A 20,844-nucleotide genomic window follows, 5' to 3' on the forward strand; every position below is an offset into this window, starting at 1 on the left:
GATGGGCACCGTGGTCGTGGTCGGTTCGTACAATCAGGACCACGTCTGGGTCGGCGAGGAGCTGCCCGCGTCCGGCGCCACCCGCAGTGGCCGCTATCACAGCGGCCCCGGCGGCAAGGGCTTCAACCAGGCGGTGGCCTGCGCGCGCAGCGGTGCGGCCACCACCTTTCTGGTCGCGCTCGGCGATGACCTCGCCGCGCAGCACGCGCGCGCGCTCGCCACCGGCTGCGGCATCGATCTGGTCGACGAAGTGCATGGCGACATCGCCACCGGTTCCGCCGGCATCTTCGTCGACGCCCGCGGCCGCAACGCCATCGTCGTCGCGCCCGGCGCCAACGCTGCACTCTCGACCGCATTCATCGAGCGCGAAGCACAACGCATCCGCAACGCCGTGGTGGTGCTGGCGCAACTCGAAGTGGATCGCGACGCGGTATTCCGCGCCCTGTCGATCGCACGCGAAACCGGGCGCCGCACCTTGCTCAACCCGGCACCGGCAGACGCCGTGGTCGACGAACTGCTGCTCGAACTCGCCGACCTCGCCACCCCGAACGAAACCGAGTTCGCCGCGCTGTGCCTTCACGTTCTCGGCGAGCGCGTGCGCGCTGACGACATCGCCTCGACCCCGAGCAGCGAACTGCACGCACTGTGCCGACGCCTGCACCAGGGCAGCGTCGCGATCACGCTCGGCTCCGCCGGCTGCTTCGTCTCGCACGCCGATGCGGCCGCGTTCAACGACACCGCCACCAGCTATCGCATCGCCGCGATCAAGGCCAACGCCATCGACACCACCGGCGCCGGCGATGCCTTCAACGGCGCACTCGCCGCCGAACTCGCACGCGATCCGCAACAGCCGCTCGCCCAGGCCCTGCGTTTTGCCAGCGCCTATGCCGGCATCGCCACCGAACAACGCGGCGCCGCACTGGCCATGCCCACCCGCGCCGACGTCGAGCAACGCCTCGCCGGCTGAATTGTTGCGCTCCCGCAACAGCACTTGCGTGACATTTCGGAACCATCCTCGCCAAGGCGGGTTAACTTCCTCCGCATGCACTGCGCGACCCCATCCGGGCACGCCGCATGCAGGACCGATCGGGCACAGATCCGACGGCGATGAAGGCTCAACGGAGTGAACACCATGAACAAGACCAAGAAGCACAGCCTCGCCTTGCTGCTCGGAATGCTGGCCAGCGGCGTCGGCCGCAGCGACGCAGCGGAATGGACGACCACGGTCGACATCTATGAGAGTGAAACCGCGGCGCAGCGCAACGGAGATGCACCGACCGCCACGGAAGATGCGATTTGGCTCGGCCCCTCCCGCGCGCTCGATCCAATTACGGGCGCAGACATTTCGCCCTACACGATCCCCGAGAAGATCGATCTCGTGGGTTACATGAGCGGGGTCAGTTCGCGGCGCGGCAAGATCTGGCAGGCTCGCTACCCCATCGGCTTCTTCGGCCACGACAAAGACGCGTCAGGGGGGTTCTGGGACTCCCACCAAGCCGTCTACCTTGCTGCCGACGGAGCCCAGTACTGGAGCTGGAACGGCGCCAGCCTGGGGCATCCCGATATGAACGTTGTGCGCGTGCAGCCGCGAATGCGGGAGCGCGGCGCCATTGTCCTGCTGACCAACGCCACCCGTGCTCTCGCCGTGCAGCTCGACCCGCTGCGTGGCGTGATTCGCGAGTTCACGGTTCCGACTTGCAGCAAGAACGCGGCCGAAGACCGCCACGGTGGACTCTACGCACTGTGCGAGGCGACGAGCCCGCTCGCCGCCGGCACGCTTCATCACTTACCTGGAACGAGCGGCGGCGCTTGGTCGCGCCAGGTCATGCAAGCGTTCCTTTCCCGCGACGGAATCAGCGCCGATGGTGGAGTGCTCGTGCTTTCGCCGGAACCCTCCGCGCCGAGGATGCAGTCGATTGACATCGGAGGTCGCATCCGGTTTTCGCGATCGGAGCGTTCGGGTGTCGCCGTGCAAGACGGTTTCTGGTTCCACGACGCCGGTTTGGGCAAGTTCACGCGTGTCAGCTCCAATGGCAGCTGGGTCACGCAAGTGAGCGATGCTCGTGCCACCGCCTACGCCGCCCATCCCGGTGGCACGCTGGTCCTCGCCTACCCTGCCGCACCATCTGAGCCGGCCGGATTCGGTGCGTACCGCATCCACTCCGGCAACGGCATGCCGCTGCGCGATCTGCCCGGCACGGAATTCCCGACCGCCACACGCACGCGAATAGAAGTTTCCTCCATCGGCGGTTCTGCCGCCGCGTATTACGACGATGGCGTCGAGGCCCTCGACAGCAACGGTCGACCTCTAGCACCGAGGCTCGATACCCCTCGGGGTCGCGCGCTTCAGGTTCTGGCGGACTCCAACAACATCTGCGCGGGATACGAGAAGGTGCAGCTTGGGCACCCCCACGTTGTGCGTTGCTACTCTCGCAGGAGCGGAACGACCGCGGACGTCACCGGGGGACGTCTGTTACACCTGAACGGTACGCTGGTGACGGCTTCTGGCAGCGCACTTGAGGTCTGGGGTTCAGAGCTAACCCTGGTCAACCGCATCAGCCTCGCTGACGCGCTCGACTACCACCTGCATCCGACCCAAGGCATCGCTGTCCTGCGTTCGGTCGATGGTGCCCAACGACTGCTGCGCTACCGACTGGACGGGAGCCCGATGTTTGATGTTGCAGCACCGATCGCGACCGGCGAGGCCATCGTCGGTGTCGGCAGCGACGGCAGCACCGTGGTGGCCGAAACTGCCTCTCCGGCCACGGTGTTTCATTACAGCCAGGAGGGTACGCTGCTGGCGCAACGCGACGTGGCGCTTCCCGCTGCCGCGTTCAGCATCATCGCTGTAGATGGATCGGCGCATGGCGTGCAATTGCTGGCGGCCGCCGCCGCCCAGGCGGGCATGCGCGACGCGCAACTGCTCCTGCTCGACCGCGGCCTGGAGTTGCGCGGCCAACACGATTTCCGCAGCCCCGACACGACAAGCTACCCGGGTCCGCGCCTGTGGCCGGCGCGCCTCGGAGCGGCACGGCTCGGCTACGAGGCTGCATTCGGACTACTGACGCTGCAGTACCGGCCGGGCCAAGCAGTGGCGATGGAGAGGAAGGTGCTTCCGATCAGCGGCACGACGAACCGCTTCAATGTCGACCCCGACGGCACCGTCCGAGCCATGACGGCGGATGATTCGTTGGGCCGCGACGTGCTGCGCATCTCGCATCCGACACCGAGCGCCTTCACTGGCCCCATCCGCCAATCCGCGCTGACCGGTTCCTGGTACTCACCGGCCTCGACCGGCCAAGGCCTGCTGCTGCAACTTCTGAATGGCAACGTGCTGTTCGGTGCGTGGCATACCTATGCACCCGAGGGCGGCAATGCGCTGTCGAAGCAGCAGTGGTTCACTGTCACCGGCGAGGTGGCGAACGAACGCGGGCGCATCACCCTGCCGATCTACCGCAACGGCAATGGCCGTTTCGACACCGACGGCACCACACCGTCCGAAGCGGTCGGCAGCGCCGAACTGGTGTTCACCAGTTGCGACCAGATGGAGTTCTGGTACCGCATCGGCGCGGACACGGGCGCCTTCCCGCTGCAACGCCTGACGCCGCGCACGCAGACCTGCGACGACGGCAGCAGCACGCAGCCGCCGCTCGACGCAGCGAAGGGTCTCGCCATCGACGGTGCCTGGTACGTGCCCTCGCAGAGCGGCCAGGGCCTGACCTTCAACACCTCCGGCGCACGCTTCGGCAGCTACCTCGCCGGCTGGTTCACCTACGACACCGAGGCTGGCGTCGACGACGAAGCGGCGCAACACTGGTTCACCCTGCAGGGCGCCACGCCGGAACACTTCGGTGAATCGGTGACGGCGCAAATTCACCGCACCATCGGCGGCTCGCGTGCCGGCGAACCCACGCGCAACACCCACGCCGTCGGCGAGGCCACGCTCACCGTGCACGACTGCGCGCATGCGACGCTGAGTTACCGCTTCGACGACAGCGTGATCGCCGGCAGCTTCGCCAACCTGCAGCGCAGCGTGGCGCTGGTGCGGCTCGGGGCCTGCCCGCAATAACACCACCTCTCCGGCCCGCGACTCGTCGCGGGCCGGGCCAGATCGGGCACAGACCCGACGAGAACGACAATTCAACGGAGTGAACCCCATGAACAAGACCAAGAAGCACAGCCTCGCCTTGCTGCTCGGAATGCTCGCCAGCGGTGCGGATGCAGCGCAGTGGACACAGAGTACCGACATCAGCTCGCCGGCCTCCGATGATCAGAGCGCGCATCCGGTGATCGTGACCGGACCCCACGGATTTTCGGTCGGCACCGCGTTCGCGATCGACCGTGAAGGGCGCCGCGTTGGCATCTACGACCTTCCCGAACAGTACGGGGTACGCGGGAAATCGCTGTACAGCTCGCGCCGCGGAAAGCTGTGGGACAACGCCGACTACAACGCGTACGACCTGCGCGCAGACGGCGCCGGCAACCTGTGGGTGAGCAAGTACTCCGATTTCTTCTCCGGACTGGGCTCGGTCGATCGCCTCGCCCGCGACGGCGCAACGCGCAGCGTGTTCGCGTTCTCGCCAGACCGCGAAGCCCCACCGAGCGCTCCGCTGGTCGACCGCGACGGTGCGCTGATCGCGGAGTGCCTCAGTTTCGATGGCGCCAGCGGCGGCAGCGTCAAGCGCATCGACGCCCGCGGGCGGACGCTGGCGCGCTGGGACACAGGCAGTTGCGCCACGAGCGTCGTGGACGACCTCGCTGGCGGCGCCTGGGTCGGCGTCAGGGATCCCCTGGACGGGGGCGGGCGGGCGACCCACCTCCTCGCCAATGGCGACCAGTGGCCGCAGGATCAAACCATCGCGGGAGCCCGTCCGCTGCAGGCGACTCGCGAGGGCGGCGTGGTCACCGCAAGGGGTCAGGAAATCGAGTATCGCGCTGCAAACGGAGCCGTCCGCTTCCGCCTCGGTGTCGTCACCCCATCGGCCCTGCGCACCTACGACCATGGGTTCTGGCTCGAGACACCCGGTCTCCTGAGTCTGATCCACATCGACTCCTCCGGCGTGCGCACCGTAGTCCCGCTGGCTCATGGCATGCATTCGCTGGATGTGCTCGACAACGGACTCGCGCTTGTCCAGTCCTCGGCAGGGCTTGCGCTGTACTCACCGAACGGACAACAGCTCGCCGACGAGGACACACTGCCCCTCGGCCCAGCGAATGCCTCCGTGCTGGCCTTCGACGGCGTGCTGGTGCAGGGAGACAGGAACCAGCTCCGCGTGCTGGCGGAACATGGCGCGCCGTCCTCGATCACGCTCCAGCTGCCTGTTCTCTATGACCGCATCGATGGCGTCCGCGCCGGCATGGCGCGGATCTGCGTAATGCAGACGCAAGTGTTCACTCTGTCCAACGGCAGCCGTACCGATTGCTTCGATCGACGCAGTGGCGCCCTCTTGACCAGCGTTGAGCAGAACGCGGGCTTCGCCTCGCTCCCGCGCGGCCGCATTCTCGGCGTCGACGGCGATCTACTGGTCCAATTCGACGGAAATGTATTCGCATACGATGCTGCGGGCACGCTGCGCTTCACCCTGCCCGCAGCGGGCTTTGCGGCGGCCGACAGCCGATTTGGTATCGCCACGCTCACCGGTGCCGAGATCGTGCTGTACGACCTCGCTGGACAAGCGCGGTCCCGCATCAGCATCGCCGCGAACATCGAACTCGAGCGCGCGCGCTGGTCGGACGATGGCAGCCTGCTGCTCAGCGGATTCAGCAACGACGAAGGCCACCTGTTTCGGCTCGCGGCCAACGGCACTCTGGTCGGGCAGCATCGTTTCGCCAACGACCAGCGCATCAGCGATGCCATCGATACTGGCAGCTCCGTGCTGGTCGCGACGCGAGCCGATGAAGGTCGCGCGGCACCGCAGGTGCACGCGCTGTCACGCGACCTCGGCAGCGTCCTGCATTCGGAACCCGCGCCCGGCCTCGACATCCGCTTCTGGAAGTCGAACCATTCCGGCGCATGGCTGACCGGCACCTCACCCGGCAGTGTGTCGCTGTTGCGTGTCGACGCCGGCGGCACGATCTCGCAGCGACATGCGCTCGCGCTCGATCACGGGACGGTGCTGCACGTCGCCGGTGACGGCCTGCTGCAGGCGACCGACTCGGATGCCGCAACCGACCGCTACTGGCTGCGCCTTTACCAGCCCACGACGCCGGCCTTCGCGGGCCAGGTCGCGCAGACCGCACTTTCCGGTTCGTGGTACTCACCGTCCTCGACCGGACAGGGTTTGATCGTCGATCAGCTGAACCAAGGCAGCCACCTGTTCGCGGCGTGGCACACCTATGCGGCCGAGGGCGGCAATCGCCTGGAGAAGCAGCAGTGGCTCAGCGTGCAGGGCAATGTCGGGCTCGAACGTGGCTCGATCACGCTGCCGATCTACCGCAATGGCGGCGGACGATTCGATGCAGCGGGCGAGACCGGTGCGGAACCGGTCGGCAGCGCCGAACTGGTGTTCACCGATTGCGACCACATGGAATTCTGGTATCGCATCGGCGACGAGAGTGGTGCCTTGCCGCTGCAGCGGCTGACGCCACGCACGAGCGCTTGTGAAACTGGCAGCGGCGTCTCGCCGGCGCAGGATGCGGCGCCCGTCATCGAACTGAGTGGCGCCTGGTACGACCCGAGTCGCAGCGGACAGGGTCTGGCAGTATCGGCCAGCGGCACACGCTTCAATCAGTTCCTCGCCGGCTGGTTCACCTACGACACCGAAGCCGGGGTCGATGACGAATCGGCCCAGCACTGGTTCACGCTGCAAGGCGCCAACCCCTCCGGCTACGGCGTCGCGGTGGCTGCGCAGATCTATCGCACCATCGGCGGCTCGCGTGCCGGCGAACCCACGCGCAACACCCACGCCGTCGGCGAGGCCACGCTCACCGTGCACGACTGCGCGCACGCGACGCTGAGTTACCGCTTCGACGACAGCGTAGTCGCCGGCAGCTTCGCCAACCTGCAGCGCAGCGTGACCTTGCAGCGGCTCGGGGCCTGCCCCGATTGAGGCGCGACACCGTGGCGGCCGCGCGTTGCGGCCGCCACTACAATCCGGCCATGCACATCGGCCCGCACGCCATCGAACCGAATTTGATCCTCGCGCCGATGGCGGGCGTGACCGACAAGCCGTTCCGGCAACTGTGCAAGCGCTTCGGCGCCGGGCTCGCCGTGTCGGAGATGACGCACGCCGACCCCAAGCTCTGGCATACGCGCAAATCTCGGCTGCGCATGGACCACGTCGACGAACCGGCGCCGATCGCGGTACAGATCGCCGGTTACGACCCGCAGATGCTCGCCGATGCGGCGCGTTTCAATGTCGACCACGGCGCCGCGATCATCGACATCAACATGGGTTGCCCGGCCAAGAAGGTCTGCAATGTCTGGTCGGGGTCCGCCCTGCTGCAGGACGAAGATCTGGTCGCACGCATCTGCGCGGCGGTGGCGCGCGCGGTGGCGGTGCCGGTGACGCTCAAGATCCGCACCGGCTGGGATCGCGCGCATCGCAATGGCGTGACCATCGCGAAGATCGCGGAAGCCAGTGGCATCGCCGCACTCGCCGTGCATGGCCGCACGCGCGCGGACCTGTACCGGGGCGAGGCCGAGTACGAGACCATCCGCGCGATCAAGCAGGCAGTGTCGATCCCGGTCTCGGCCAATGGCGACATCGACTCGCCCGAGAAGGCGAAGCAGGTGCTCGCGCACACCGGCTGCGATGGCCTGCTGATCGGTCGCGCCGCGCAAGGGCGGCCATGGATCTTCCGCGAGATCGCGCATTACCTCGCGACCGGTGAACTCCTGCCGGAACCGACGCCGACTGAGGTGCGCGACGTGCTGCTCGGTCACCTTGACGAGTTGTACGCGTTCTATGGCGAGTTGCAGGGCGTACGCATCGCGCGCAAGCACCTCGGCTGGTACGCGCGTGATCGTGCCGAGCACGAAGCCTTCCGCCAGGTCGCAGTGCGCGCCGAAACCGCCGCCGACCAGCGTCGCCTGACCGCGGAATATTTCGACCGCCTCGCCGATCAAGGCCTGCCGCGAGCCGCCTGACTGGGACTCGGTCCGCGACTGATTCCGTTCGGCCTGAGCTTGTCGAAGGCCGGTGCCTCGAGACCGCGGGACCGAGGACCCGCACAACCGCCCTTCGACAGGCTCAGGGCGAACGGAGGACCCGCGAAGGCTTGCCTTCTTCCGCCGCCTCTATCGCCTCGACCACCGCATTGACCGGCTCGAACGCCTGCAACACCGAATGTTGGACGCGCGCCAGCGATGCTTCGTCGGCGCGCGGCCGCGGCAGTTGCTCGGCCGGGTGCACCGTGGTCCAGCGCGTGCCGTTGTCGCGTGCGATCAGGAACGAGAAGAAGTAGTCCGGCGCCATGCCCATGCGCAGGTCGGTCAGCACGGCGGCGCTGGCCCGCTGCTCGATGTGGAAGAAGCCGCGGGTAAACCACTTCATCCGGACCACGGCCGGGAGCCGCTCGAAGCGTCGCGCAAATTCGCCGTGTCTCGCGTGAAATCTCAGCGTGATCGGACGATCCGGATAGAGCGCGCTGGCGAAGCCCTCAAAGTAGCCATCGTCGCGCATCACCACCACGCGCCAGCCGAGCGTATTGAACGGCGTCGGCACGGTCAGCAGCGGATCGTGCTCGAGCCCGATACGTTCCAGCATCGGCACCAATTGGTGCTCGACCCGCCACTTCGCGACCCATGACCAGCCCAGATACGCCGTCGAGGGCACCAGGCCGATCTGCACCGCACGCAAGGCCGCGGCACGCTCGCGCCAGCGCCACGCACAAACGGCACCGACCAGCAGTGGCAGGGTGTAGAGCGGGTCGATGATGAACACCGTCGACCACATCACCGGCTCGCCCGGCAACGGCCAGAACAACTGCGTGCCATAGACCGTGTGCGCATCCAGCAGCGGGTGCGTGATCAGCGCCAACTGAAAACCCGCGAACCACCGCCAGCGCTCGCCGCCCGCCCACGACCAGCGCCGCTGCGCCAGCCACCACAACCAGCACCCGAGCAGCGGCAACACCAGCAGCGAATGGCTGAAGCTGCGATGCCAGGTCAGGAACTGGATCGGGTCACGCACGAACAGCAGCGGCAGCACATCCAGGTCCGGCAGCGTGCCCAGCGCGGCGCCCACTACCAATGCCCGCCGCCGTTGTGCAGCCGGCGCCACCGCCGCCACGCAGGCAGCGCCGAGCACGATTTGCGAAAGGGAATCCACGCGCGCTACTCGGCCCGACTGGCAATCGCGTACGCTGGACAGGGCAATCGCGCACCATCATCGCCTCGCAACATCCTCGAACGCACTCCGCGCCGCAGCCTCACTGTCCGGGCAGCATGCCACGGGCAAGCGTGAACGGCGATTCAGCTTGCACGAGGATTGGCTTTACTTGCCCAGAGCCAGCCGCCAGACTCCGCCGCGAAATCATCTGCCGCACGAATTCCCAGTGCTCGTATCACTCCGTCGCATAGCGATTGAAGTTCGAGAGCCATCGGGCAGCAGACCACCAGCGCGCAAGCGCCCTGTCTCGTAGCGCGGTTTTTGGGAACGCTCCGGGTTTTTCTTCTGGAGCCACACCATGTCCTTTTCTTCCCTCGGGCTCACGCCCGCAGTCCTGCGTGCGCTCGTCACGCTCGGCCACGACACCCCCACTCCGGTTCAGGTCCAGGCGATTCCGCTGGTCATGGCCGGCAACGACCTGCTCGCTGCGGCGCAAACCGGTACCGGCAAGACCGGCGGCTTCGCACTGCCGATCCTCAGTCGTCTGTTCCCCGAAGGTGCCCCGCGCCATGCCGGCCGCGCCCCGCGCGTGCTGGTGCTGACGCCGACGCGCGAACTCGCGGCGCAGGTGCACGACAGCTTCAAGCAGTACGGCGCGCATGTGCCGCTGCGCTCGGCGACCATCTTCGGCGGTGTCGGCATGCAGCCGCAGGTCGATGCCTTGCGTCGTGGCATGGACGTGTTGATCGCGACTCCGGGTCGCCTGATCGACCATATGCAGCAGCGCACCGTCGACCTGCGCGAAATCGAAGTGCTGGTGCTCGACGAAGCCGACCGCATGCTCGACATGGGCTTCCTGCCGGCGCTCAAGCGCGTGGTGCAGGCGCTGCCGCAGCAGCGCCAGACGCTGATGTTCTCGGCCACCTTCTCGGACGAGATCAAGCAGCTCGCCGGCCAGTTCCAGCGCAGCCCCAAGGAAGTGTCGGTGACGCCGCGCAACACCATCGCCGAGACCATCCAGCACATCGTGCATCCGGTCGACGCCAGCCGCAAACGCAACCTGCTGATCGACTTCATGGCCCAGGATTCGCGCCGGCAGACGCTGGTGTTCGCGCGCACCAAGCACGGCGCCAACAAGCTCGCCGAATCGCTCGACGCGGCCGGTTTCCGTTCCGCCGCGATCCACGGCAACAAGAGCCAGGGTGCGCGCACCAAGGCCCTGGCCGACTTCAAGTCCGGTCGCGTGACGGTGCTGGTCGCGACCGACATCGCTGCGCGCGGGCTCGATATCCCGCAGCTGCCGGTGGTGATCAACTTCGATCTGCCGATGGTCGCCGAGGACTACGTGCATCGCATCGGTCGCACCGGCCGCGCCGGCGAAACCGGCCAGGCGGTGTCGCTCGTGTCGCACGACGAGTCCGGCCTGCTGCATGACATCCAGCGCGCGATCAAGCAGGAAATCACCATCACGAATTTCGCTGGCTACGCGCCTTCCGGTCCGCTGCGCATCGACGCCGGCGGCCCGCGCCCGATCATGGGCAATCGCGGTGGCCAGCGTCCGTCTCGCGACGGCCAGCGTCCCGGCGGCAGCAAGGCCGGCGCGCATCGTCCGCATCACGCCAAGCCCAGCAGCACCGGCGCCAAGCCCGGCCAGCGTCGCAACCAGGGCGGCGCCAGCCGCGGCAATAGCGGTGGTGGCAGCCGGTCGGGTTGGACGTCGCGGGCCTGACACAGGCGGCGCGAGAACCGACCAGGGCGACCACGGAGGGTCGCCCCTACGAATCGTGCACCGCGAGAACCGACCAGGGCGACCACGGGGGTCGCCCCTACAAATCATGCATCGCGCATACCCACTCCGGTGACCCCATTCACCGCGACCCTGTAGGGGCGGCCCCCCGTGGCCGCCCGATTCGGGGTTCCCTCAGCGCAGATCGCAGCCACGCGCCCCGACGATTCACGCAACCGCTCGCTGTTATCCTGCCCCCATGCCCCTGACCAAGTTCAACGCGCGTCTCGCCGAGCGCTTCCGCGGTTTTCTGCCGGTGGTCGTCGATGTCGAGACCGGCGGCTTCGACTCGGAGCGCGACGCCCTGCTCGAGATCGCGGCGGTGCCGATCCTGATGAACGAGAACGGCGAGGTCGTGCGCGCTGAAACCGTATCGACCCACGTCGTGCCGTTTCCGGGCGCGAACATCGATCCGCGCGCACTCGAAATCACCGGCATCGACCCGACCCATCCGTTCCGCGCCGCGCTCGACGAGAAAGTCGCGCTCGACCACATCTTCCAGCCGCTGCGCAAACTGATGAAGGCCACCGACTGCACGCGCGCGGTGCTGGTCGGCCACAACGCCCATTTCGATCTCGGCTTCGTCAATGCGGCAATCAAGCGCACCGGCCACAAGCGCAGCCCGTTCCATCCGTTCTCGTGCTTCGACACGGTCACGCTCGGCGGCCTCGCGCTCGGCCAGACCGTGCTCAGTCGCGCGGTGCAGGCCGCGGGCCTGAACTGGAACAGCGACGAGGCGCACTCGGCCGTTTACGACGCCGAGACCACGGCCGACTTGTTCTGCCTGATCGTGAACCGCTGGAAGTATTTCGTCGATGTCGCGCCGGACGCGACGCCGATGGCCGCGCTGCCGCCCGACGCCGAAGCCGACATCGCCGCGGCCACGCTCGAAGAGCCTTGACCCGCGCCGAGCGCGCGCCCATATCGGCGCCGAGGAGATCCGCCATGCCGACCTACGAATACGCGCCCGTCACCCTCGGCTGCTCCGACTGCGCGCCGAGCTTCGAGATCGTGCAGAAGCTCGCTGAAGACGCACTCACCCACTGCCCGACCTGCAAGCAACCGATACGCCGCGTGATCTCGGCGAGCGCCGTCATCGTCGGCGGCACGCATCACCTGCGCGAAAGCCACTTCTCGAAACGCGGCTTCACCCAGTACCGCAAGGTCGAGAAAGGCAAGTACGAAAAGACCGCAGGCGAGGGCCCGGACACGATTTCGGGCGATTGAGACGGCGCGCTCCACGAGAGCGAAAGCGCGCCCACCACTTGCATGCGCGTTGACGCTATGGCCTCAAGCCAGCCCGGCGTAGACCGTCTGCACTTCGTCGTCGTCGTCGAGCGCGCGCAGGAAGGCTTCGACCTCATCGAGTTCTGCGCCTTCGACGCTGACCGGGTTCTTGGCGCGGTAGCCGAGGTAGGCCTTCTGCACGGTGTAGCCGAAGTTCGGCAATGCGCGACTCACGGCATCGAGGTCGGTCGGGTCGGTGTAGAAAGTGACGCCATCGTCGATCTCGACATCCTGGGCGCCGGCCTCGATCGCGGCCGTTTCGGCGTCGGCATTCGCAGCGGCGGCCTCGGCCTCGATCATGCCGAGGTGATCGAAGTCCCAGCTCACCGAGCCCGAACTGCCGAGCTGGCCCTTGCGGAACAGCACGCGGATCGCCGAGGCGGCGCGGTTCGGGTTGTCGGTCAGGCACTCGACGATGACCGGCACGCGGTGCGGTGCGAAGCCTTCGTAGGTCAGCTTCTCGTACTGTGCCCCGCCGTCGAGCAGGCCGGCGCCCTTCTTGATCGCACGCTCAACCGTGTCGCGCGGCATCGACAGCTTGCGCGCCTGTTCGACCGCGAGACGCAAACGCGAATTCGTCGAGGGGTCGGCCCCAGCGCGCGCCGCGACCGTGATTTCGCGGGACAGCTTGGTGAACAGACTGCCCCTGGCATTCGCGACCAGTTCCTTGCCCTTCTCCTTCCACTTCTTGCCCATTGCCGCCGATCCTGAATTGCGAGGGCGCGAATTCTAAACGTTCGCGACGGATTTCTCCCGCGCCGCGGTCGTGGCCGGTTCTTGCTGCCCGCCCCGACCACGAAACCCGTCGCCCCGTCCCAGCCTCACTGGCAGCAGCGGTGGAATTCCGTACCCTGCGCGCCTCTTTGCTGGAGATTCCCGATGTTCAAGCGTTCCCCCATCACTGCCGCCCTCGCGGTCGCGCTGGCCGCGACCCTTGCCGCCTGCGGCGGTTCCAAGGAAGCCGAGACGGCAACGCCGGCGCCGGTTGCGGCAGCTGCGGCGCCGGCCAAGCTGACCTATCCGGTCGCACGCACGGTCGAACAGGTCGACGACTACCACGGCACCCAGGTGTCCGATCCCTATCGCTGGATGGAGAACCTCGACGACCCCGAATTGCAGCCGTGGATCGCGGCCGAGAACCAGCTGGTCGCCGATTTCATCAGCGATGTGCCCAACCGCGAACAGCTGAAGACGCGCATGACCGCGCTCTGGGACTACGAGCGCTTCGGCACCCCGAAAGTGCACGGCGGCAAGTATTTCTTCACCCGCAACGACGGCCTGCAGAACCAGTCGCCGGTGTATGTGCAGGACACGCTCGACGGCGAGCCGCGCCTGATGATCGACCCGAACACGCTGTCGGCCGATGGCACGATCGCACTCAGCGAATCCGCGGTCAGCCCCGACGGCAAGCTCTATGCGTATTCGCTCTCCGACGGCGGTTCCGACTGGCGCACGATCAAGGTGCGCAATGTCGAGACCGGCCAGGACCTCGACGACGAGATCCGCTGGGCGAAGTTCACCAACATCGCCTGGACCAAAGACTCGAGCGGCATCTTCTACAGCCGCTTCGATGCACCGGAAGGCGAGGACCCGCTCAAGGCCGTCAACAAGAACCAGAAGCTGTTCCTGCACACGATCGGCAAGCCGCAAGCCGACGACACGCTGGTCTACGAGCGCCCGGACCAGCCGGACTGGGGCTTCAGCGCCACGGTGTCGGATGACGGCGCGTTCCTGATCATCAACGGCTCGCAGGGCACCGACGTGCGCAATCGCGTGTTCTACAAGGACCTCGCGAAGGCGGATGGCTTGGTCGTGGCACTGATCGAGGACCTGGTCGCCGCCTACGACTTTGTCGGCAACGATGGCAGCGTGCTGTACTTCCTCAGCGACGATGGCGCCGAACGCAATCGTCTGCTCGCCGTCGACACCGCCAACCCGGCCAAGGACAAGTGGAAGACGGTGATCGCCGAGAACGACGCGCTGCTGCTGCAGGTCTCGCACGTGCATGGCCAGTTCATCGCGAACTACCTGCGCGACGCGCGTTCGGAAGTGAAGATGTTCGACGCCGCCGGCAAGGAATTGCGCAGCATCACCCTGCCCGGCCTCGGCACCGCCACCGGCTTCGATGGCGCGGTCGAGGACAAGGAGACCTTCTTCGCGTTCGGCAGCTGGGCGGTGCCGGACTCGGTCTATCGCCTCGACGCGACCACCGGCGAGACCACCCTGTTCAAGGCGCCGTCGGTGAAGTTCGATGTCAACGCCTATGAAACCACCCAGGTGTTCTACCCGAGCAAGGACGGCACCAAGGTGCCGATGTTCATCACCGCCAAGAAGGGTTTCGCGCGCGATGGCAACAACCCGACCATCCTGTACGGCTACGGCGGCTTCAACATTGCGGTGACGCCGAAGTTCAGCCCGGCCATCATCCAGTGGTTAGACATGGGCGGCGTCTACGCGGTCGCGAACCTGCGCGGCGGCTCCGAATACGGCCGCTCCTGGCACGAGGCCGGCATGAAGACAAACAAGCAGAACGTGTTCGACGACTTCGCCGCCGGTGCCGAATACCTGATCGCCGACAAGGTGACGCAGCCGGCCAAGCTCGCGATCTCCGGTCGCAGCAATGGCGGCCTGCTGGTCGGCGCGACCCTGCTGCAGCGCCCGGAACTGTTCGGCGCCGCCCTGCCTGCGGTCGGCGTGCTCGACATGCTGCGCTTCCGCGAGTTCACCATCGGCTGGGCCTGGGAATCGGACTACGGCACGGTCAAGGACGCCACCGAGTTCAAGGCCATCCATGCCTATTCGCCGCTGCACAACATCAAACCCGGCAGCAAGTATCCGCCGACCCTGATCACGACCGCAGAGCGCGATGATCGCGTGTTCCCGGCGCACAGCTTCAAGTTCGCCGCGGCGATGCAGGCGACGAACCCGGACGGCAACCCGGCCCTGATCCGCATCGAGACGCGCGCGGGTCATGGTGCCGGCAAGCCGACCACGAAGATCATCGAGGAATACGCCGACATCTACGCGTTCCTGGCGAAGACGCTGCACATCGAGATCCGCTGAGCGCGGGCGTCGCCGCGATGACATCTCATCCTGCGACGTAGGAGCGACCCCGGTCGCGACCGTTGACGCAATACCGTCGATGGTCGCGATGCGGTGTGTTCGCCCCCCATCACCACGATGCAATTCCATCGTGCGGCGTAGGAGCGACCCCGGTCGCGACCGTGGACGCGGCGCCATCGATGTTCGCGATTCGGCGCGTTCGCGACGACCGCAGGCAGCGGCGTCATAGGTCGCGACCGGGGTCGCTCCTACATCGCGGTTTGCATGTCAACGCGAAGACATCACCGCGGCGCGAGCTAGACTGACGCTTTCACCAGACGGAGAAGGCAATGAGCGGGCGATATATCGATGCGCAGGACAAGCCGCGCGCGGGCGTGATCCTGCGCGACGCTATCGTGGCCGTGGTGGTGCTGATGCTCATCAGCTGGCTGTGGCCGCTGCGCACGGTGCCGACCGGTCATCGTGGCGTCGTCACCATCGGCGGCGCGATCGGCGATATCAAGTCGGAAGGCTTCATGCTGCTGTGGCCTTGGCAGAAGCTGAGCATCTTCAACATCCGCGCCGAGCAGGCCGCGGTCGAAGATGCGGATGGCAGCACCAAGGACACGCAGCCGGTGAAGGTGTCGCTGACCGTGCGTTATTCGATCCAGGTCGACAAGGTCGCCGAGGTGTTCGAGAAGTACAGCCGCGACGGCGACCTGTCGTCGTATGTGCAGACGGCGACGCAGGAAGTGTTCAAGGCGGTCACCGCGAGATACACCGCGCCCGACCTGATCGCGAAGCGCAGCCAGGTTTCGGCCGACATCGTCGAGGGCCTGCGCCTCAAGCTCGCGCAGTACGGCGCCCAGGTGATCAATGTCGACATGCGCAACTTCGCGTTCTCGCCCGACTACATGGCGGCGATCTCGCAGAAGGTCACCCAGGAGCAGCTGCGCCTCGCCGCCGAGAACAAGCTGCTGACCGTGCAAGCCGAGCAGAAGCAGAAGGTCGCGATCGCGGAGGCCGAGGCGGCGGCGCTGAAGGCACAGGCCGATGGCCAGGCCTATGCGAACCTCAAGCTCGCCACCGCCCAGGCCGACGCGCTCAAGGTTCAGAACGCCGCCCTGGCCGAGAACAAGGACGTACTCGAGCTGCGCCGCATCGAGGTCGAGCGCATCAAGGCCGAAAAATGGGATGGTGCCCTGCCGACCGCGATCTACGCCGGCGCGCCGATTCCGTTCTTCAATCCGGAGACCAGAAAGTAGGCCTGCACATCGAATTTCGATGCGGCGTATTCGCGACGACCGCTCGCCAACGCGATCAACGCCAATCGTGCGACGGAGCGACCCCGGTCGCTCCTACCGGCAAGATCGGTAGGCATTCGGATCCTTCGTCCGCGTTGCGCTCGCGGCCCCCATCCGCCTGGGGTTGATGGCAGAGCGCGATGATCGCGTGTTCCCGGCGCACAGTTTCAAGTTCGCCGCAGCGATGCAGGCCGCGAATCCGGACGGCAACGCGGCCCTGATCCGCATCGAGACCCGCGCGGGTCATGGTGCCGGCAAGCCGACCACGATGATCATCGAGGAATACGCCGACATCTATGCGTTCCTCGCGAAGACCTTGCACATCGAGACCCACTGAGGGCAGGCGGGCGTCGCCGCACAGCGACACCCGCCAATGCGGTTGCTGGAGCGACCCGCGGGTCGCGATGCGCTCCCCATGGCTCAAGATGCTCGCCCCAGAACGGCCACGGCAGCCGCCCCTGCCGTGGCAGCCGCGATAAGCTCGCCGCATGAACACACCAGCGGTGGACATCGACAGCATCGTCATCGGCGCCGGCGTGGTCGGGCTGGCGGTGGCGCGTGCGCTGGCGCGAGCAGGGCGCGAGGTGTTCGTGCTGGAGGCGGAGGCGCGCGCCGGCGAGGGCATTTCCAGTCGCAACTCCGGTGTGATCCATGCCGGCCTGTACTACGCGCTCGGCTCGCTCAAGGCGACGCTTTGCGTGCGTGGGCGGCGGCTGCTGTACGAGTTCTGCGCGCGCCGCGGCGTCAGTCATCGCAAGCTCGGCAAGCTCGTGGTCGCGAGTGACTGGCTCGAAGCCGAATCGCTTCGCGGCGTGCTCGCACGCGCCGAGGCCAATGGCGTCGAGGGCCTGCGCTATCTGGAGGCCGCCGATGCGACGCGGCTGGAACCGGCGCTGCAGTGCACCGCCGCGATCGAATCGGCCGAGTCCGGCATCCTCGACGTGCCGGAATACGTGATGGCGCTGGTCGGCGAGATCGAGCAACTCGGTGGCCGTGTGGCCTGCTCGATGCCGGTGACTGCGGTGCACTGCGCGGATGGCGTGTTCAGCGTCGAGGTCGAAGGCGGCGACCGCGTGCGCTGCCGGCGCCTGGTCAATGCCGCCGGGCTTCGCGCCACGCACGTCGCGCACGCAATCGACGCGCTCGCACCGGAGCACGTCCCGCAGCAGCACTACGCCTCCGGCCACTACTACCGCCTGCGCGGACGGGCGCCATGCTCGCGCCTGATCTATCCGGTGCCGCAGGCGGCCGGGCTCGGCGTGCATCTCGGCTTCGATCGCGGCGGGCACGTGCACTTCGGCCCGGATACGCGCTGGATCGATGCACCCGACTACCACTTCGACGACACCCAGCGCGGCGCTTTCGCAGACTCAATCCAGCGCTGGTGGCCGCAGCTCCGCGACGATCAACTCGAACCCGACTTCGTCGGTGTGCGCCCCAAGCTCGTCGGCCCCGGCGAACCCAGCGGCGACTTCGTGCTCCAGGACGCCACCAGCCACGGCATCGCGAATCTGGTCAACCTGTTCGGCATCGAGTCGCCCGGCCTCACCTCCAGCCTCGCGATCGGCGAGCGGGTGGCCTCCCTGCTGGCTTGAAGCGCGACGCCGCTTGCACCGCGCCGCCGCGCCCGCGACGATGCGCGCCCCTTTCGCGGCGTTGCGCCATGACCGATTCGATTATCCGATTTGCCCTGCACGGTGGCGCCGGCGTGCTGGACCCGAACTCGTTTCCCGAGGCGCGTCGGATCGAGGTCGCGCGCACGTTGCGGTCGATCGCGGCGCACGCCTGCGCCGCGCTGCGCGGCGGCGCCTCGGCCGTTGCGGTGGTCGGCCAGGCGGTCGCCGAACTGGAGGACGCCGAGTTCTTCAACGCCGGCTACGGCGCGGTGCTGAATGCCGACGGCGAGGTCGAACTCGACGCCGCGATCATGGATGGCCGCGACCGCTCGGCCGGTGCGGTGTGCGCCACGCGCGGACTGCACAATCCGGTGCGCGTTGCCGATGCCGTACGCCGCGATGGCCGCCACGTGCTGCTGGCCGGCGATGGCGCGCAACGATTCGCGCGGGAGCAGGGTCTTGAGGTCTGCGATCCGGCAGCGCTGATCGTGCCGATCCGCCTCGCGCAATTGCGCGAGGCGCAGCGCGAGAACCGCATCAGCCTCGACCACGATGAACGCTACGACCTCATCGCGCGCAAGAGCGGCACCGTCGGCGCCGTCGCGCGTGATCGGCAAGGCCACCTCGCCGCAGCGACCTCCACCGGAGGCATGACCAACAAGCACGTCGGCCGCGTCGGCGACGCACCGCTGATCGGCGCCGGCACCTTCGCCGACGACGACAGTTGCGCAGTATCGGCGACCGGCCATGGCGAAGCCTTCATCCGCGCCGTGCTCGCGCACGACTTGCACGCGCGCCTGATCTATCGCGGTCAGCCGCTCTCCGAAGCAGCCGCTGCTGTGCTGGACAAGGTCGTGCACTTCGGGGGCAGCGGTGGCCTGATCGCGATCGACCGCGAAGGTCGCACCGTGCTGCCGTTCAACTCGCCCGGCATGTACCGCGCCTGGCTCGAAGGCGACGCCATCCGCGTCGGCATCTACCGCGACGCTGAACCTGCCTGAGCGCTTGACCGGTGCCGGGTCCGGCATAGACTCGGCCCCGGCACGCATCGTGTCGCCGCGCCCGCAGAGGCCGTCATGAACCGTCTCGGTTTCGCTCTGGCTCCCGCACTGCTGCTCCTCAACTTGGCGGGCAGCGCGCTCGCCTCCGAACGCGACGCCGCGCCAGCGATGCAGTCGATCACGCTCGCGCAGACCGCGGCGCCGGCACGACCCGCGTCCACCACCGTCCCGGTGAAGCGCCTTTCGCTGGCCGCCGCGGCGGTAGATGATGGTACGGACAGTGGCGGCATCTGCGCCGTCGAGTGCAAGACCGGCGTGCAGACGATTCTCGGTCGGCGACGCGCGCAAGCAATGCCAGCCCGCCTTCCGCGTGCCCTGCTACCCCTTCGGCTGTGAACCCGGCACCACGCTGTGCCGCGCCAGCTGCCAGCTGACCGCGGAATGTGCGCCGGGCGCGGTCTGCGACCAGAAGACGCCCCAGTGCGTGGTCGCGACCTACCACTGCGCCGACGCCTTTACCGTCGAATCGGCTGGCGGCCAGCCGGCGAGCCGCAGCCCCTACCGTTGTTCGATGGGCAGCTGCCGCGCAACCTGCAACGGCCCGACCGACTGCGCCGATGGCCACGACTGCGTGGACGGCCGCTGCCGCAAGCCCTGAGGCGGACGCCATCGCGTTCGGTTCGAGCACCGATCCGCGTTGAGATCAGAACCCTCACTGCGGAGTCGCCGACTTGCCGATCCAATGCCGTCTGTACTTGTCATTGACGCCGTTGTTGCCGCTGGCGGAGGCGGCCGCCGCCACCTTCTGCGTCGGCACCGGCGACGAACTTCGCGCTGCGCTGAATGCGGCCAGCGGCAACGGCGAAGACGATCTGATCCGCGTCCGTGCCGGGACTTACAACGCGACGATGAACGCGGTTGCGTTCGCCTACTCGTCCAGCGAGGCGAACGCGCTGGTCGTCGAGGGCGGCTGGCAACTTGGCGGAGGTCCCGGCACGTGCGGGGCGCGCATCGACGACCCGACACTGACCACGCTCGACGGCAGCAACGTACGGAGGGTCCTGCTTGTCTATGGCTTTGCCGGCGCCGGCAATTTCACGCTGCGCAACTTCACCGTGCGCAATGGCGTAAGCAGCAGCGGCGCGGGCGGACTGCAAGTCGGCGGCGGCGCGGGTTATGCCAGAGATGTCTTGGTCGAGCGCTTGGTGGTCCACTCGAACACCGGCACGATCGGCGGCGGCATGGATGGCGGCAGCGACGGTGGCAGGTTCGTGCTGAGCAACAGCCTGATCCGCGACAACCAGTGCGACAGCGCTTACTGTGGCGCCGTCCTGACCATCAACGATCACGGCGGCAGCGGCCTGCCGCTGCCTGCACTCGATCTTTCGGGTCTGCCCCGCCTCAACGGCGCGTTCTACGACATTGGTGCCTACGAATCGCAGGCGCGGCTGTTCGCGGACGGTTTCGAGACCGCGCCCTGACGCCGGTCAGGGTGGTGGCATTGGTGGCCGAGCTGCTACGGCGCTACCCTCGCGC

At 67.3% G+C, this 20,844-nt stretch carries 16 protein-coding genes; 14 read left to right on the forward strand and 2 right to left on the reverse strand.

What is annotated here, in order from left to right:
• The first annotated feature begins 1 nt into the window (after position 1).
• The 4 genes from IPG63_00565 to dusB all read left to right on the forward strand — a co-directional run bounded on the left by IPG63_00565 (position 2) and on the right by dusB (position 8,089).
• Positions 2-967: a ribokinase gene (locus IPG63_00565; protein ID MBK6725745.1), complete on the forward strand. Its 966-nt coding sequence runs from the start codon at positions 2-4 to the stop codon at positions 965-967.
• 165 nt (positions 968-1,132) lie between these two features.
• Complete coding sequence (locus IPG63_00570) at positions 1,133-4,069, forward strand: hypothetical protein (GenBank protein ID MBK6725746.1); 2,937 nt, start codon at positions 1,133-1,135, stop codon at positions 4,067-4,069.
• Positions 4,070-4,157: 88 nt separating this feature from the next.
• The gene (locus tag IPG63_00575) at positions 4,158-7,049 is read left to right on the forward strand and encodes a hypothetical protein (GenBank protein MBK6725747.1); all 2,892 of its coding nucleotides are present in this window, start codon (positions 4,158-4,160) and stop codon (positions 7,047-7,049) included.
• A 50-nt stretch (positions 7,050-7,099) separates the two neighbouring features.
• Positions 7,100-8,089: a tRNA dihydrouridine synthase DusB gene (dusB, locus tag IPG63_00580; protein ID MBK6725748.1), complete on the forward strand. Its 990-nt coding sequence runs from the start codon at positions 7,100-7,102 to the stop codon at positions 8,087-8,089.
• A 103-nt stretch (positions 8,090-8,192) separates the two neighbouring features.
• On the opposite strand, the gene IPG63_00585 is transcribed toward dusB, so the two are convergent.
• Positions 8,193-9,272 (reverse strand): metal-dependent hydrolase, encoded by a 1,080-nt coding sequence (locus tag IPG63_00585; GenBank protein ID MBK6725749.1) that lies wholly within the window; start codon positions 9,270-9,272, stop codon positions 8,193-8,195.
• Positions 9,273-9,630: 358 nt separating this feature from the next.
• Here IPG63_00585 and IPG63_00590 point away from each other — a divergent pair, with 358 nt between their 5' ends.
• The 3 genes from IPG63_00590 to IPG63_00600 all read left to right on the forward strand — a co-directional run bounded on the left by IPG63_00590 (position 9,631) and on the right by IPG63_00600 (position 12,285).
• Positions 9,631-11,001 carry a DEAD/DEAH box helicase gene (locus IPG63_00590; GenBank protein MBK6725750.1) on the forward strand — a complete coding sequence of 457 codons (1,371 nt, stop codon included), beginning with the start codon at positions 9,631-9,633 and terminating at the stop codon, positions 10,999-11,001.
• Between the two features lie 256 nt (positions 11,002-11,257).
• The gene (gene rnt, locus IPG63_00595; GenBank protein MBK6725751.1) at positions 11,258-11,959 is read left to right on the forward strand and encodes a ribonuclease T; all 702 of its coding nucleotides are present in this window, start codon (positions 11,258-11,260) and stop codon (positions 11,957-11,959) included.
• 44 nt (positions 11,960-12,003) lie between these two features.
• Positions 12,004-12,285 carry a zinc ribbon domain-containing protein gene (locus tag IPG63_00600; protein ID MBK6725752.1) on the forward strand — a complete coding sequence of 94 codons (282 nt, stop codon included), beginning with the start codon at positions 12,004-12,006 and terminating at the stop codon, positions 12,283-12,285.
• A 63-nt stretch (positions 12,286-12,348) separates the two neighbouring features.
• On the opposite strand, the gene IPG63_00605 is transcribed toward IPG63_00600, so the two are convergent.
• Positions 12,349-13,041 carry a YebC/PmpR family DNA-binding transcriptional regulator gene (locus IPG63_00605; GenBank protein MBK6725753.1) on the reverse strand — a complete coding sequence of 231 codons (693 nt, stop codon included), beginning with the start codon at positions 13,039-13,041 and terminating at the stop codon, positions 12,349-12,351.
• Between the two features lie 183 nt (positions 13,042-13,224).
• Here IPG63_00605 and IPG63_00610 point away from each other — a divergent pair, with 183 nt between their 5' ends.
• The 7 genes from IPG63_00610 to IPG63_00640 all read left to right on the forward strand — a co-directional run bounded on the left by IPG63_00610 (position 13,225) and on the right by IPG63_00640 (position 20,789).
• Complete coding sequence (locus IPG63_00610; GenBank protein MBK6725754.1) at positions 13,225-15,408, forward strand: S9 family peptidase; 2,184 nt, start codon at positions 13,225-13,227, stop codon at positions 15,406-15,408.
• A gap of 329 nt (positions 15,409-15,737) precedes the next feature.
• Positions 15,738-16,652 carry a prohibitin family protein gene (locus IPG63_00615; GenBank protein ID MBK6725755.1) on the forward strand — a complete coding sequence of 305 codons (915 nt, stop codon included), beginning with the start codon at positions 15,738-15,740 and terminating at the stop codon, positions 16,650-16,652.
• Between the two features lie 166 nt (positions 16,653-16,818).
• Positions 16,819-17,028 (forward strand): S9 family peptidase, encoded by a 210-nt coding sequence (locus tag IPG63_00620; GenBank protein MBK6725756.1) that lies wholly within the window; start codon positions 16,819-16,821, stop codon positions 17,026-17,028.
• Positions 17,029-17,179: 151 nt separating this feature from the next.
• On the forward strand, positions 17,180-18,286 hold the full coding sequence (locus IPG63_00625; protein MBK6725757.1) for an NAD(P)/FAD-dependent oxidoreductase: 1,107 nt from the start codon (positions 17,180-17,182) through the stop codon (positions 18,284-18,286).
• Between the two features lie 68 nt (positions 18,287-18,354).
• Complete coding sequence (locus tag IPG63_00630) at positions 18,355-19,308, forward strand: isoaspartyl peptidase/L-asparaginase (GenBank protein MBK6725758.1); 954 nt, start codon at positions 18,355-18,357, stop codon at positions 19,306-19,308.
• Positions 19,309-19,383: 75 nt separating this feature from the next.
• Positions 19,384-19,704, forward strand: a complete 321-nt coding sequence (locus IPG63_00635) for a hypothetical protein (protein ID MBK6725759.1) — start codon at positions 19,384-19,386, stop codon at positions 19,702-19,704.
• Between the two features lie 335 nt (positions 19,705-20,039).
• Entirely contained in the window at positions 20,040-20,789 is a 750-nt protein-coding gene (locus IPG63_00640; protein ID MBK6725760.1) for a hypothetical protein, read from the forward strand.
• Positions 20,790-20,844: the final 55 nt, after the last annotated feature.

Source organism: Lysobacterales bacterium, from assembly GCA_016703225.1.
GTDB lineage: Bacteria > Pseudomonadota > Gammaproteobacteria > Xanthomonadales > Ahniellaceae > JADKHK01.